At 66.3% G+C, this 12,576-nt stretch carries 11 protein-coding genes; 4 read left to right on the forward strand and 7 right to left on the reverse strand.

The window, feature by feature from the left end; all coding sequences use genetic code 11:
* Position 1 precedes the first annotated feature (1 nt).
* Positions 2-1,513: a tripartite tricarboxylate transporter permease gene (locus tag ACSFB7_RS10470; RefSeq protein WP_435469685.1), complete on the forward strand. Its 1,512-nt coding sequence runs from the start codon at positions 2-4 to the stop codon at positions 1,511-1,513.
* Between the two features lie 377 nt (positions 1,514-1,890).
* Here the strand turns inward: ACSFB7_RS10470 and ACSFB7_RS10475 are convergent, their stop codons facing one another.
* Positions 1,891-2,649 carry a TSUP family transporter gene (locus tag ACSFB7_RS10475; protein ID WP_435469687.1) on the reverse strand — a complete coding sequence of 253 codons (759 nt, stop codon included), beginning with the start codon at positions 2,647-2,649 and terminating at the stop codon, positions 1,891-1,893.
* Positions 2,650-3,065: 416 nt separating this feature from the next.
* Here ACSFB7_RS10475 and ACSFB7_RS10480 point away from each other — a divergent pair, with 416 nt between their 5' ends.
* Positions 3,066-4,301: an ammonium transporter gene (locus tag ACSFB7_RS10480; RefSeq protein WP_435469689.1), complete on the forward strand. Its 1,236-nt coding sequence runs from the start codon at positions 3,066-3,068 to the stop codon at positions 4,299-4,301.
* A 20-nt stretch (positions 4,302-4,321) separates the two neighbouring features.
* Positions 4,322-4,624 (forward strand): hypothetical protein, encoded by a 303-nt coding sequence (locus ACSFB7_RS10485; RefSeq protein ID WP_435469691.1) that lies wholly within the window; start codon positions 4,322-4,324, stop codon positions 4,622-4,624.
* Between the two features lie 186 nt (positions 4,625-4,810).
* On the opposite strand, the gene ACSFB7_RS10490 is transcribed toward ACSFB7_RS10485, so the two are convergent.
* The 5 genes from ACSFB7_RS10490 to ACSFB7_RS10510 all read right to left on the reverse strand — a co-directional run bounded on the left by ACSFB7_RS10490 (position 4,811) and on the right by ACSFB7_RS10510 (position 10,914).
* Complete coding sequence (locus tag ACSFB7_RS10490) at positions 4,811-6,484, reverse strand: thiamine pyrophosphate-binding protein (RefSeq protein ID WP_435469693.1); 1,674 nt, start codon at positions 6,482-6,484, stop codon at positions 4,811-4,813.
* A 160-nt stretch (positions 6,485-6,644) separates the two neighbouring features.
* Positions 6,645-7,865, reverse strand: a complete 1,221-nt coding sequence (locus ACSFB7_RS10495; RefSeq protein ID WP_435469695.1) for a pyridoxal phosphate-dependent aminotransferase — start codon at positions 7,863-7,865, stop codon at positions 6,645-6,647.
* The gene (locus ACSFB7_RS10500; RefSeq protein WP_435469697.1) at positions 7,862-8,764 is read right to left on the reverse strand and encodes an amino acid ABC transporter substrate-binding protein; all 903 of its coding nucleotides are present in this window, start codon (positions 8,762-8,764) and stop codon (positions 7,862-7,864) included. Before ACSFB7_RS10500 ends, ACSFB7_RS10495 begins: the two co-directional genes overlap by 4 nt.
* Positions 8,765-8,861: 97 nt before the next feature.
* The gene (amaB, locus tag ACSFB7_RS10505; RefSeq protein ID WP_435469700.1) at positions 8,862-10,400 is read right to left on the reverse strand and encodes an L-piperidine-6-carboxylate dehydrogenase; all 1,539 of its coding nucleotides are present in this window, start codon (positions 10,398-10,400) and stop codon (positions 8,862-8,864) included.
* A 94-nt stretch (positions 10,401-10,494) separates the two neighbouring features.
* Complete coding sequence (locus ACSFB7_RS10510) at positions 10,495-10,914, reverse strand: MAPEG family protein (RefSeq protein ID WP_435469702.1); 420 nt, start codon at positions 10,912-10,914, stop codon at positions 10,495-10,497.
* A 95-nt stretch (positions 10,915-11,009) separates the two neighbouring features.
* On the opposite strand from ACSFB7_RS10510, the gene ACSFB7_RS10515 reads away from it, so the two are divergent.
* Positions 11,010-11,669, forward strand: a complete 660-nt coding sequence (locus ACSFB7_RS10515) for a hypothetical protein (protein ID WP_435469704.1) — start codon at positions 11,010-11,012, stop codon at positions 11,667-11,669.
* Positions 11,670-11,693: 24 nt separating this feature from the next.
* Here ACSFB7_RS10515 and ACSFB7_RS10520 read toward each other — a convergent pair whose 3' ends face one another.
* Positions 11,694-12,551: an IclR family transcriptional regulator gene (locus ACSFB7_RS10520; protein ID WP_435469706.1), complete on the reverse strand. Its 858-nt coding sequence runs from the start codon at positions 12,549-12,551 to the stop codon at positions 11,694-11,696.
* Positions 12,552-12,576 lie beyond the last annotated feature (25 nt).

A 12,576-nucleotide genomic window follows, 5' to 3' on the forward strand; every position in this document is an offset into this window, starting at 1 on the left:
CATGGACCTGATCCACAACCTTTCCATCGGTTTCGGCGTTGCCTTCACCTTCACCAACCTGCTGTATTGCCTCTTGGGCTGCATCCTGGGCACGCTGATCGGCGTGCTGCCGGGCATCGGCCCGGTCGCGACGATTGCGATGCTGCTGCCTGCCACGTACGCGCTGCCGCCCGTGTCGGCGCTGATCATGCTGGCCGGCATCTATTACGGCGCGCAGTACGGCGGCTCGACCACGGCCATCCTGGTGAACCTGCCCGGGGAGTCGTCCTCGGTGGTCACCTGCATCGACGGCTACCAGATGGCAAGGCAGGGCCGCGCGGGCCCCGCGCTGGCGGCGGCGGGCCTGGGCTCGTTCTTCGCCGGTTGCGTGGGCACGCTGATCCTGGCGGCATTCGCGCCGCCGCTGACCGAGTTGGCCTTCAAGTTCGGCCCGGCCGAGTACTTCTCGCTGATGACGCTGGGCCTGATCGGCGCGGTAGTGCTGGCTTCGGGCTCGCTGCTCAAGGCGGTGGCGATGATCGTGCTGGGCTTGCTGCTCGGCATCGTGGGCACCGACGTCAACTCGGGCGTGGCCCGCTTCAGCTTCGACATTCCTGAACTCACCGACGGCATCGGCTTCGTGGTGATCGCGATGGGCGTGTTCGGTTATGGCGAAATCATCGGCAACCTCTCGCAGCCCGACGACGAGCGCGAGGTGTTCACGCACAAGGTCAAGGGCCTGTGGCCCACCAAGGACGACTTCAAACGCATGATGCCGGCCGTGCTGCGCGGCACGGCGTTGGGTTCGGCGTTGGGCATCCTGCCGGGTGGCGGCGCGTTGCTGGCTTCGTTCGCGTCTTATGCGCTCGAAAAGAAGATCCGCATGAAGCCCGGCGAAGTGCCCTTTGGCAAGGGCAACATCCGCGGCGTGGCGTCGCCCGAATCGGCCAACAACGCCGGTGCGCAGACTTCCTTCATCCCGCTGCTGACGCTGGGCATTCCGCCCAACGCGGTGATGGCGCTGATGGTGGGTGCCATGACGATCCACAACATCCAGCCGGGCCCGCAGGTGATGACCAGCAACCCCGAGCTGTTCTGGGGCCTGATCGCCTCGATGTGGATCGGCAACGCGATGCTGATCATCCTGAACCTGCCGCTGATCGGCATGTGGATCAAGCTGCTGACGGTGCCCTACAAGTTCCTGTTCCCCGCCATCGTTCTGTTCTGCGCGATCGGCGTGTACTCGACCAACAACAACACCTTCGACGTGTGGATGGTGGCGGCCTTCGGCTTCATCGGCTACCTGTTCATCAAGCTGCGCACGGAACCTGCGCCGCTGCTGCTGGGCTTCATCCTGGGGCCGATGATGGAAGAGAACCTGCGGCGTGCGCTGCTGCTGTCGCGCGGTGCGTGGAGCGTGTTCGTCACGCGGCCGTTGTCGGCGGGGCTGCTCGTCGCGGCTGCACTGTTGCTCGGGATCGTGCTTTTGCCGGCCATCAAGGCCAAGCGCGAGGAAGCCTTCGTCGAGGAGTGACCGGTTTCGGTTTTCGTCTTCGCAAAGAGCCCCCTTCTGGGGGCTTTTTTATTGCGGCTGTTTTTTGGGCGCTGCTGTTCGGGGTGCGTGCGAATGACACCGGGTACTCCCCTCCGCGAATGTCCCCCGCTTCGCTCCTCCTTTATTTCGCTGCGGGGAGCACCTGGTGCCATTCACACATGGGCACGCTGCTGGTGAATCGCTGATCAACGACCGCTCTGTCCAACGCTCGCGTCGATACGGGGCTCTTTTTCGCGAAATAAAGGAGGAGCGAAGCGGGGGACATTCGCGAAAAAGAGCACCGTGTCGGCGTGAGTGCCGCCCTGAACAGCAGCAAGCGCCGCACAGCGCAAAGCGTCAAACCAAAGACCAGGGCTTCATTTCAAAAACGCGTCGTAGGCCGTCTTCAGGATCAGCGCACTCACGACCACGATGAACACCACCCGCACAAAGCCTGCGCCGTGCTTCAGCGCCACGCGCGTGCCCAGCAGGCTGCCCGCCACGTTGGCCACCGCCATCACCAGCCCGTAGTGCCACCAGACGTGCCCCTTGGCGGCCAGCAATATCAGCGCGGCGGCGTTGGTCAGGGTGTTGATGATCTTGGCGGAGGCCGAGGCGTTGAGAAAGTCGTAGCCCATCCAGCGGACGAACAGAAACACCAGGAAACTACCCGCGCCCGGCCCGAAGAAGCCGTCATACAGCCCGATCGACAGGCCGATGGTGCAGGCCGCCAGCGTTTCGGCCCGACCGCTGAAGCGCGGCGCGTGCAGCCGGCCCATGTCCTTGCGCGCCAGCGTGTAGAGCAGCACGCCGAGCAGGATGACCGGCAACGCCCGGCGCAGGAAATCGCCCGGAAACATCGTGACGCCCCAGGCACCCAGCATCGAACCCACGAAACCGAGCAGCGCGGCCGGCCACAACGCGCCCCAGCGCATCTGCACCCGCTGGCTGAATTGGGCTGCGGCGGCGGCCGTGCCCCAAATGGACGCGCTCTTGTTGGTGCCCAGCAGCGTGGCCGGCGGTGCGCCGGGGAACACGGCGAACAGCGCCGGCACCAGGATCAACCCGCCTCCGCCCACGATCGAATCGACAAAACCCGCGAGCAGCGAAGCGCCCGTCACCACCAGCATTTCCATGGCTGGATTGTCTCACCGGGATTGCTACCGAAACGATAGCGGTGTATGCACGTGCTGCCTGCTAACCGGGGTTGTTTGCCTTCAGGAAAAGTGCGCCCCGCCCCATTCGAGCGGGCATAAAAAAAGGCGCCGACCAGCGGCGCCTTTTCAAGTTCAGACATGGCATCTCGTACGGAGCCTTGGAAAGCATTTTTCTTGTTCGGGGGATTGTCTCCTCGGACCCTCGGCAGCACGAGCAGGGCCCGTTCGCGAGTGGGCAGACTTTAGGCGGTGCACCGCGCCAGTGCATTGGGAATTACCCGCTTTGCCTTACCTCGGAAGACCTGTTTGCAAACCAAAGTGTTTCTGGTAGTTAACGATGTGGCACGACTTGTGCACGTAAAGCCACAGTCCACAACTCGAAGAAGAGCACTGCCATGGCCCTGGCCCCGCAAGCCTCCATCAACGCGGCCGACACCGCCTGGATGATGACCTCGACCGCGCTGGTGCTGCTGATGACGCTGCCCGGCATCGCCCTCTTCTATGCGGGCATGGTGCGCCGCAAGAACGTGCTGGCGACCATGGCCGCCGTCGTGGCGATTGCCGCGGCGGTCTCGCTGACCTGGTTCACGCTGGGCTATTCGCTGGCGTTCACCGAGGGCTGGCCCTGGCTGGGCGGCACCGGGCGTTTCTGGTTCTCGGGCTTCGAGTACCTGAAGGAGGCGGGCCAGGTGGCGGTGAGCCATGTGGCGCCCAACGTGCCCGAATCGGTTTATGCGATGTTCCAGTTGACCTTCGCGATCATCACCACGGCGCTGGTGTTGGGCGCTTTTGTCGAGCGCATGCGTTTTTCGGCGGTGCTGTGGTTCGCGCTGCTGTGGAGCGTGCTGGTCTATGCGCCGATCGCACATTGGGTGTGGGAGCCAGGTGGCTGGCTCGCGCAGATGGGCGCGCTCGACTTCGCTGGCGGCTCGGTGGTGCACGTCAACGCGGGCATCGCGGGGCTGGTCTGCGCCTACGCCCTCGGGCCGCGCAAGGGCTACGGGCGCGAGGCTTTCGAGCCGTACAGCCTGGCGTTCACGATGGTGGGCGCGGGCCTGTTGTGGGTGGGCTGGTTCGGCTTCAATGCGGGCTCGGCGGTGGCGGCTGACGGACGCGCGGGCCTGGCGATGCTGGTCACGCACATTGCGGCCGCCGCCGGGGCGATGAGCTGGATGGTTGGCGAATGGATCGTGCGGCGCAGCCCGTCGCTGCTGGGGCTGTGCTCGGGGCTGGTGGCGGGGCTGGTCGCGATCACGCCGGCGGCCGGTTTCGTGACGCCGCTGGCCGCGCTGGCCATCGGCGGCATCGCGGGGCTGGCCTGTTATTGGGGCGCGACCGGGCTGAAGCATCTGCTGGGCGCGGACGATTCGCTCGACGTGTTCGGCGTGCACGGCATCGGCGGGGTCGTGGGGGCGCTGCTCACGGGCGTGTTTGCGGACGCGCGCATCTCGGGCGTACACGGCGATGTGCTGACGCAGGCCATCGCCGTCGGCAGCGTGGCGATCTACAGTGCGACGGGCACGGCGGTGGTGCTGTTCCTCGTGCACATCCTGGTGGGATTGCGCGTCGATCCGGAAAGCGAGCAACTGGGCCTCGATCTTGCACAGCATCGTGAACACCTTGGGAGCTGACTCACCGACGGAGGAGAACCATGCCATCCATGTCAGAAAGCGAACGCATCGCCCTCGCCGCCCGCCTGCACGTGGCATTGCGGCGAAAGCACGGGCGCGTGACCGACACCGAGTGGATGGCAACCAATGCCGAGTACGCCGCCGAGATCGTGCGCATGACGCGTGCGCATGCGGCGGACACGCAGGACGTTGAGCTCGAACAGCTTGCGACACGCCTTGAGCAGGCCATGGAGCCGTTGGCGCGGGCTGCACGGCTGGCGGCGCGGCAACCCGATGGGAATCCGCCTACGCCGCCGCCTCGTTATGTGGGTGGGTTGCGCTGAGGCTGTGGGAGCGCTGCTGTTCAGGGCGAGTGCGAATGACACCAGGTGCTCCCCTCCGCGAATGTCCCCCGCTTCGCTCCTCCTTTATTTCGCTGCGGGGAGCACCTGGTGCCATTCGCACTGGGGCACGCGGCTGGTGATCCTGCGATCAACAACCGCTCTGTCCAACGCCCAATCCGAAAAAATTCAGGCCGCTGCCAGCGCTGCCTTGCGGATCGACTGCAGCGTGCTCCCCGGCGTGATCGCTTCCGGGTCCAGCAGGCAATGCAGGATCGCGGGCTTGCCGCTGGCACGGGCGCGCGCCAGTGCGGGGCCGAACTCTTCCGTAGTCGTCACGCGCTCGCCGTGGCCCCCGAACACTTCGGCATAGCCACGGAAGTCCGGGTTCTTCAACTGCGTCGCGCTGATGCGGCCGGGGTAATGCTTTTCCTGGTGCATGCGGATCGTGCCGTACATGGCGTTGTCCAACAGCACCACGATGATCGGCAAACCGTACTGCACGGCGGTCGCGAACTCCTGGCCGTGCATCATGAAATCGCCGTCGCCCGCGAAGACGACCACCTCGCGCTGCGGCCACAGCCGCTTGGCACCGACGCCGGCCGGCAGGCCGTAGCCCATCGAGCCGCTGGTGGGTGCGAGCTGGCTGGCGAACGCGCGGAACGGCCAGAAGCGGTGCACCCAGGTGGCGAAGTTGCCTGCGCCATTGCAGAAGATGGTGTCGGCCGGCAACACCTCGCGCAGATGCTGCATGACTTCGCCCATCTGCAGCGGGCCGGGAATGCGGATAGGGGCCGGGTCGCTCCAGCGCAGAAAGTCTTCGCGCGCGGCCTTCGTCTCGGCTTGCCAGACTGGTGCTGACGCGGGGCGCAATGCGCTCACCGCTTCGGCGAATGCCTGCGGCGTGGCGTGAATGCCCAGCGCAGGGCGGTAGAGCTTGCCGAGTTCGTCGGCGTCGGCGTGCACATGCACCAGCGGTTGCTTCGGCTGCGGAATGGCCAGCAGCTCGTAGCCTTGCGATGGCACTTCCGACAGGCGACCGCCGACCAGCAGCACGAGGTCTGAATTGCGGATGCGTTCGAGCATGCGCGGGTTCGCGCCAAGGCCCAGGTCGCCGGCATAGCAAGGGTGCTCGGCCGACATCAGCATCTGGCGACGGAACGAGCAGTACACGGGCAGCGAGAAGGCTTCGGCGAAACCCGCGAACTGCAGTGCTGCCTCTTCCGACCAACGGCTGCCGCCAAGAATGACGACCGGCCGTTGCGCCTGCGACAAGCGCTGCTGCAGGTCGGCCAATTGCGCCGCGCCGGGATGGGTTTCGGTCACTGCATAGGGCAGCGCATCGGCCACCGTCGCGGCTTCGGTCAGCATGTCTTCGGGCAGCGCGATCACCACCGGGCCGGGGCGGCCCGAGGTGGCGACGTGGAAGGCGCGAGAGACCAGCTCGGGCACGCGCGCCGGGTCGTCGATCTGCACGACCCACTTGGCCATGGTGCCGAAGACCGCGCCGTAGTCCAGCTCCTGGAAGGCCTCGCGGCCCAGCGCTTCGCGTGCGACCTGGCCCACGAACAGCAGCAGCGGCGTCGAGTCCTGGTGCGCGATGTGCACGCCGGCCGCCGCATTGGTGGCGCCCGGTCCGCGCGTGACGAAGCAGACGCCCGGCTTGCCCGTGAGCTTGCCCTGCGCCTCGGCCATCATGGTGGCGCCGCCTTCCTGGCGGCACACGGTCACGTCGATGGAAGCGTCGTGCAGCGCATCGAGCACGGCCAGAAAACTTTCGCCGGGCACGCAGAAGAGCTGTTGCACGCCATGGGTGATGAGCTGGTCGACCAGGATCTGGCCGCCGGTGCGGGAGGAAGTCATGCGATGTCCAAGAGGATGATGAAGGTATCGGGTCTTGCTCCTTCCCCCTCTGGGGGAAGGTTGGGATGGGGGCAAGCGGCGCTGGTTGTGCCGACAGCACTTGATACGCCGCCTGCCCCCACCCCTGCCCTCCCCCAAAGGGGGAGGGAGAAATTCAAAGTCATTCGAGGGCTTCGCATGCAGCGGCGATGCGGGCACAGGCTTCTTCAAGTTGCGCCATCGACGTCGCATACGAAATGCGGAAATACGGCGCCAGCCCGAACACGCTGCCCGGCACCACCGCCACTTCAAAATCCTGCAGCAGGTAGCGGCAGAAGTCGCTGTCGCTCTGCAGCAGCGCGCCGCCGCGGGTGCGCTTGCCGAGCACGCCGGCGCAACTCGCGAAGGTATAGAACGCACCCTCGGGCACGCGGCAATGCAGGCCGGGCATGCGGTTCAGCGCAGCCACCACGAAGTCGCGCCGCGCCTGGAAGTCGGCGCATCGTTCGGCCACGATCCCTTGCGGCCCGGTCAGCGCCTCGATGGCAGCCGCCTGGCTGATCGACGACGGGCACGAGGTCGACTGGCTCTGCACCACCGCCATCGCGCCGATCAGCGCACGCGGCCCCGCGCCGTAGCCCAGGCGCCAGCCGGTCATGGCGTAGGCCTTCGACACGCCATTCACCGTCAGCGTGCGCTCGCGCAACCGGGGTTCGATCGCCACGGGCGTTGCAAAGGCCAGCCCGTCGTAGAGGATGTGTTCGTAGATGTCATCCGCCAGCACCCACACCTGCGGATGGCGCAGCAGCACGTCGCACAGCGGCTGCAATTGCGCCGCGCTGTAGGCCGCGCCGCTCGGGTTCGACGGCGAGTTCAGAAAGAGCCAGCGCGTGCGCGGCGTGATCGCCGCTTCGAGCTGCGCTGCGGTCAGGCGGAATCCGTTCGCCTCGGTGCACGCCACCGGCACCGGCACGCCGCCGCAGATCTGCACGATGTCCGCGTACGAGGTCCAGTACGGCGCGGGCAGGATCACTTCGTCGCCGGGGTTCAGGCTCGCCATCAGCGCGTTGAAGATCACCTGCTTGGCGCCCGCGCTCACGCTGATCTCGTCGAGCGCGAATTCGAGCGCGTTGTCGCGCCTGAACTTGAGCTGCACCGCCGCCTTCATCGCCGGGCTGCCGTCGAGCACCGTGTAGCGCGTGTCGCCCTTTTCGATGGCGCGCACGGCCGCTTCGCGGATGTTGTGCGGCGTGTCGAAGTCGGGCTCGCCCGCGCCCAGCACGATCACCGGCCGGCCCGCGCGCTTGAGCGTGTTCGCCTGGTCGGTGATGCGTAGGATCTCCGAGACGTGGATGGCGCGCACGCGCTGCGCTGGCGAGAACACGGCGGTGTCGGGGGTCACTTGGCGTAGGTCTCCAGTGGCTTGTCGTTGGGTTCGAGCATCAGTTGCTTGAGCGCCGGGCTCATCGGCAGGTTCAGGCTGGTGTTCTTCGGCGGAATGGCCGCGACGAACCACTTGGTGTAGATCTTTTCCAGCTCGCCGCTCTTCATGAGCTTGCGCAGCGAATCGTCCACCGCGCTCTTGAAAGCCGGGTCGTCCTTGCGGAACAGCAGCGCGATGGGCTCGGAGCCCAGCGCCTCGCCCACGATGCGGTAGGAGGCCGGGCTCTTCGAGTTCGCAATGATGCCGGCGAGCAGGTTGTCGTCGAGCACGAAGGCATCGGCGCGGCCCGACTCCATGAGCAGGAAGCTTTCGAGATGGTCCTTGCCGAGCATCGTGTTGTACGAGACGTTCTGTGCGCGCTCGCGCTTGCGCAGCAGTTGCACGGCGGTGGTGCCGGTCGATGCCGACACGTTGCGGCCCGCGAGCTGGTCGAGCGTGGTGATGCCCGAGTCGACCTTGGTCGCCATGCGCACTTCGCTCACATACGTGGTGAGCGCAAAGGCCACCTGCTGCTGGCGTGCGGTGTTGTTGGTGGTGGGGCCGCAGCCGATGTCGAGCGTGCCGTTCTGCACCAGCGGGATGGTGTTCTGCGCGGTCACGGCCATGTATTCGAGCTTGGCGTTGGGCGCGATGTCTTTCAGCACGCGCTCGCACAGCTCGACGTGGTAGCCCACGTACTTCTCGCCCGCGCCGAGCATGTAGGCCATCGGCGGCGAGGCTTCGCGCACGCCGAGCACGACCTTGCCGTTGGCCTTGATCTTGTCGAGCGTGCCGGTGGTGGCGGTCTGCGCGCTGGCGCCGCCGAAAGCGAGCGCGAGCAGCGCTGCGGTGGCGAGGGTCTTCAATTGCATCTTCATCTTCTCTGTCTCCTGGTAGTTTTTCTTTGAAAGGCACGGCCGCTTCCTTGCCGCTGCAGTCGAGTGCTGCGCGGCAGGAACAACGGGCCGGGATCGGTCAGTCGCCGATGTCGAAAGTCACGCCTTGCGCAAGAGGCAGTGCCGTCGAGTAATTGATGGTGTTGGTGGCGCGGCGCATGTACGCCTTCCAGCTGTCGGAGCCGGCTTCGCGGCCGCCGCCGGTTTCCTTCTCGCCACCGAAGGCGCCGCCAATTTCAGCGCCGCTCGGTCCGATGTTGACGTTGGCAATGCCGCAGTCCGAGCCCGCGCTCGACATGAAGCACTCGGCCTCGCGCACGTTGAGCGTGAAGATCGACGACGACAGGCCCGCGCCCACCGCGTTGTGCCATTCGATGGCTTCATCAAGTTCGGTGTAGCGCACCACGTACAGGATCGGCGCGAAGGTCTCGCGCAGCACCGGCCCGGCGTGCGCCTTCAGTTCCACGAGTGCCGGGCGCACGTAGTAGGCGTCTTGCGTGCCGATGCCGTCGACGCGCTGGCCGCCGTGCACCGTCGCACCGGCTTCGCGGCTTTCGCCGAGCGCCTTCTGCATGCCGTCGAAGGCGGCGCGATCGATCAGCGGACCGACCAGCGTGCCGGCCTCGCGCGGATCGCCCACCTGCACATTGCCATAAACCTTCGCGAGCTTGGGCACCAGCGCGTCGTACACGCTGTCGTGCACGAACAGGCGGCGCAGCGTGGTGCAGCGCTGGCCGGCCGTGCCCATGGCCGAGAAGGCGATGCCGCGCAGCGTGAGGTCGAGGTCGGCCGAGGGCGTGACGATGGCGGCGTTGTTGCCACCCAGTTCAAGAATCGCGCGAGCGAAACGCGCCGCCAGCTTGGGCCCGACCTGCCGCCCCATCGCGGTGGAGCCGGTGGCCGAGAGAATCGGCACGCGGTGGTCGTCGACCAGCACTTCGCCGATGTCGCGCTGGCCCAGCAGCAGGCCGAGCAGGCCTTCGGGTGCATCGCCGAAACGTTCGATGGCGCGCTGCGCGATGGCGTGCGTGGCCAGCGCGGTCAGCGGTGTTTTCTCGGACGGCTTCCACACCACCGAGTCGCCGCACACCAGCGCAAGCGCCGCGTTCCACGACCACACGGCCACGGGAAAGTTGAAGGCCGAGATCACGCCACACACGCCCAGCGGATGCCAGGTTTCCATCATCCGGTGCTCGGCGCGCTCGGTGGCCAGCGTGAGGCCGTAGAGCTGGCGCGACAGGCCGACCGCGAAGTCGCAGATGTCGATCATTTCCTGCACCTCGCCCGCGCCTTCGGACGGGATCTTGCCGGCCTCCAGCGTGACGAGGCGGCCCAGGTCGCGCTTGGCGGCGCGCAGCTCTTCGCCCAGAAGGCGCACCAGCTCGCCACGGCGTGGCGCCGGCACATTGCGCCAGGCCTTGAAGGCTTCGTGCGCGCTGCCGATGGCACCGGTGGCCTCGACCGGCGTGGTCTGCGGCACCTGCGCGATCACCTCGCCGGTGACCGGGGAGCGCACCGTCAGCTCGCCGCCGGTGTAGGCGGTGTGCGGCACGCCCAGGCGCTGCAGCAGTTGTTCGACTTCGGTGGCGACGGGAAGGGGGGTGTGGGCTTCGGACATCCGGCCAATATCAGCGAATCCCGCACCCTTGCATAGTGAAAATATGGAAGGACCTGATGCGTTTCAGGAATGAACTTGCAGGATCTTCGTGCGGCTAGCGCACCAACCGGGTCGCGGCTGCCACCCACAGCATCACCAGCACCCCGTTGCTCACGGCGAACAACACCAGCCGGTGGATCACGTGGTTGTAGGTCAGGTGCACCCCGCTGTGCAGCACACGCAGGACCACATAGGTCCACGCCAGCCAGATCGCCCCGGGCGACGGCAGCACCGCCACGTAGATCAGCAGGCACACCACATAGAACAGCACCGGCACCTCCAGCAGGTTCATGTAGTTGCGGTTCGGAATGCGCACGGCATCGGGCACGGCCGGCGATTCGCCCAGACGGAAATCCGAGCCCCGGACTTCGCGGCGCCGCACCGCGCGGATGCGATGGAAGGGAATCAGCAGCAGGACGAGGCCAGTCCATGCGGCCAGGGCGAACACGGGGTAGAGGATCGAAGGGTTGTTCATGGGCAGGGCTCCTCGCGCGCATTGTCGTGTCGGGCGTGAGAGCCTGACTGGTCTGTTCGGCGACTGAAGGCAAAGTCGAAATTGCAAGGGCGGGCATGGATTCGCTGCTGCCCAATCAGGCAATATCAGGAATGCACTCGGAATTCGAACAAGAAATCGTGGTCCTGACGGACGCCGAGGCGGTGCGCCGCCGCACGGCCATGTACTTCGATGTCCATGATCGAAACATCGCTGCGACGCTCGCCATGCAGGCCCTCTGCCACGCAATCGACGATGCGATCGATGGTCGATGCACACAGATCCTCCTGAGGATCGACGGCGCGAAAATCGACGTCCGCTATGACAGCGGCATGCCTCTCGAACCCGATGAGCAGCATCCAAATTGGACGGTGGCACGGATATTCCTCACGATCCATGCCGCCTGCCATTCACGCAAGCGTCACCTGGAGGTAGGTTCGGAGTTCTGCCGGATCGGGATCGCCGTGCTGAACGCTGTCTGCAGCGAGTTCACAGCAGAGATCAGGGACAGCGGAAAGCAATCGCGGCTGCGCTTCGAGCGAGGCGAGTTGCAGGAAGAAGCACCGGTTTCGGCCACCCAGGAAGTGGACGAAACCCGACTGCATTTCGTGCTCGATCCGTCAATACTTCCGGACAACCGGCCCGGCGAGGATGCAATGCGCCGTGCCCTGCACGATCTGCGGTCCCGGTTTCCGGGCCTGAAGATCGAGATGGAATACGCGTCCGCGAGCGATTGAGGCGAATCGCTCGGCGACCCCCGCTCAACCCGGCCCGGGCGCCTCGGGCAACGTGATGCGCTGCCCCGCCGGTGAACTCGCCAAGCTCTGCGCCGGCCGCCGGAGCGTCGCATCGAAGGGGTTGATCTTCGGCCCGATGGTCGCCGCCTCGCGCTTCAACAGCTCGACCACCGTGGGCATGCGATCGGGATTGAGCCGGTCGGCGATGGTGCCCACGCTCAGCGCCGCCACAGCGCGCCCTTCACGGTCGAGGACCGGCACCGCCACGCCGGCCATGCCTTCGAGCAGCCCGGTGTTGCGCCCCGCATAGCCCTGCTGCCGCACGCGTTCGATCTCGGTGCGCAAATAGACCTCGTCGTACACGCCGTACTCACGCACGCGCGACAGGTTGAAGCGGATCACTTCCTCGCGCTCGGCTTCAGGCAGGAAGGCCAGGATCGCCAGCGCGCCCTGCCCCACGCCCAGCGCGATGCGCCCGCCGATGTCGCCGGTGAACGAGCGGATCGGGAACGGCCCTTCGCTGCGGTCAAGGCACACCGCGTCGAAGCCGCTGCGCGCCAATAAGAAGATGCTGTCGCCCAGGCTCGCGCACAGCCGCAGCAGCACCGGCCGGCAGATCGAACGCAGGTCGCCGGGGTTGCCCGCGCTGGCCGCGAGCGCGAAGAAGTCGATGCTGAGCCGGTAGAGCTTGCTGCGTTCGTCCTGCTCGACCATGCCTTCGGCCATGAGCGATTGCAGCAAACGGTGCGTGGTGGCCTGCGTGAGGCCCACGGAACGTGCGATCTGGGTCACGCGGCCGCCCTCGGCCTGCACCGCGCCGAGCGCGCGGATCACCGAGAAGACGCGGGGCACGCCGCCGCTGGCCGCCGTTGGGGTTTCCATACCGTCCTCCTGTGGAATTTCTTGG

Origin of the sequence: Variovorax raffinosi (assembly GCF_051216615.1) — a bacterium.
Lineage (GTDB): Bacteria > Pseudomonadota > Gammaproteobacteria > Burkholderiales > Burkholderiaceae_C > Variovorax.

What these genes read in the sequence shown, in the direction of transcription:
- ACSFB7_RS10475 (WP_435469687.1), bottom strand. Translation starts at nt 2,649, where the DNA reads ATGGAAATGCTGGTGGTGACGGGCGCTTCGCTGCTCGCGGGTTTTGTC.
- ACSFB7_RS10485 (WP_435469691.1), top strand. Translation starts at nt 4,322, where the DNA reads ATGCCATCCATGTCAGAAAGCGAACGCATCGCCCTCGCCGCCCGCCTG.
- ACSFB7_RS10520 (WP_435469706.1), bottom strand. Translation starts at nt 12,551, where the DNA reads ATGGAAACCCCAACGGCGGCCAGCGGCGGCGTGCCCCGCGTCTTCTCG.
- amaB (WP_435469700.1), bottom strand. Translation starts at nt 10,400, where the DNA reads ATGTCCGAAGCCCACACCCCCCTTCCCGTCGCCACCGAAGTCGAACAA.
- ACSFB7_RS10490 (WP_435469693.1), bottom strand. Translation starts at nt 6,484, where the DNA reads ATGACTTCCTCCCGCACCGGCGGCCAGATCCTGGTCGACCAGCTCATC.
- ACSFB7_RS10500 (WP_435469697.1), bottom strand. Translation starts at nt 8,764, where the DNA reads ATGAAGATGCAATTGAAGACCCTCGCCACCGCAGCGCTGCTCGCGCTC.
- ACSFB7_RS10510 (WP_435469702.1), bottom strand. Translation starts at nt 10,914, where the DNA reads ATGAACAACCCTTCGATCCTCTACCCCGTGTTCGCCCTGGCCGCATGG.
- ACSFB7_RS10515 (WP_435469704.1), top strand. Translation starts at nt 11,010, where the DNA reads ATGGATTCGCTGCTGCCCAATCAGGCAATATCAGGAATGCACTCGGAA.
- ACSFB7_RS10470 (WP_435469685.1), top strand. Translation starts at nt 2, where the DNA reads ATGGACCTGATCCACAACCTTTCCATCGGTTTCGGCGTTGCCTTCACC.
- ACSFB7_RS10480 (WP_435469689.1), top strand. Translation starts at nt 3,066, where the DNA reads ATGGCCCTGGCCCCGCAAGCCTCCATCAACGCGGCCGACACCGCCTGG.